This window comes from Acinetobacter sp. ANC 4654 (genome assembly GCF_002135425.1).
Lineage (GTDB): Bacteria > Pseudomonadota > Gammaproteobacteria > Pseudomonadales > Moraxellaceae > Acinetobacter > Acinetobacter kyonggiensis.
The window spans coordinates 1-1,140 of the sequence record NZ_NEGL01000024.1; the positions used below are offsets into that span (position 1 = coordinate 1).

Below are 1,140 nucleotides of genomic sequence, written 5' to 3' on the forward strand. Positions count from 1 at the left end.
AAAGGTGGTTTCACCTTACAAACCAATGGTACAAATGCTGGCGCGATTAAAGCAGGCGATACCGTTGATATTGGTGTATCAGATCCTACTGATAGCAATCTTATAGCAACGAAGATAGGTAAAAATATTGCATTTGCCTTAAACAAAGACCTGAACCTGACCAGTGTTACTACAGGTAATACAGTCATTAACAATGCGGGGCTTACGGCTGATAAAGTAATGGTGGGCGGTATTGTGCTGAACAAAGCCAATAACGACATTACTGGTTTGAGCAATAAGAGCTTATCTGCAGCGGACTTTGCGACACAAGGTCGCGCAGCGACTGAAGAACAGCTAAAAACCGTCAGTGATGCGCAAGGTAAGACAGACAAGTATGCGGTTAAATACGATGACAAAGCTGGTGTACCAAACAAAGACAGCGTGACCTTTTCAGGTACAATTTCAAGCAGCGTAAAAGATTCAATCACAGGCAAGATCAACACCACCGGTGGTACGAGTCTAAGCAATGTAGCCAGTGCAGGTGATTACACCGATATTGCTAACGCAAGCAAAGGTGTAAACGCAGGTGACTTAAACAATGCTGTAATTGATGCAAAAACAGCAGTTACAAACACGGGTATCAAGTTCGGTAATGGTACAACTGCCAACCAATACAAGTTGGGTGAGACCATTCATGTTAAAGGTTCAACAGATGGCAGCATCACCAGTACAACTACAGCAGATGGTGTACAACTAAGCTTAGGCAATACAGTTAAAGTCGGCAGTGGTGCAACTCAGATCACCGTTGATGGCAGCACAGGTGAAATTGGTGGCTTAAGCAACAAGACATGGAATGCTTCAAGCATAACCAGTGGTCAAGCAGCGACAGAAGACCAGTTGAAACTTGTGAGTGATGCACAAACGGCAACAGATAGTGCGGCAGTGAAGTACGACAATGCGGCGACGAAAGACAAAGTGAGTTTAGGCGGGGCAACAGGCACAACCATCACTAATGTCAAAGCGGGTTCCTTAAATGCAACCTCAACAGATGCAGTGAATGGCAGCCAACTCTATGCAACCAACCAAAACGTTGCACAAAATACAGCCAATATCAGCACACTCAACACCATAGTGAGCAACCAAGGTACACAGATTACAGCT

The 1,140-nt window shown here is 44.6% G+C and carries 1 pseudogene; it reads left to right on the plus strand.

The features are described from left to right. Positions 1–1,140, plus strand: a pseudogene (locus B9T24_RS17270) (hypothetical protein); the annotation flags it as partial.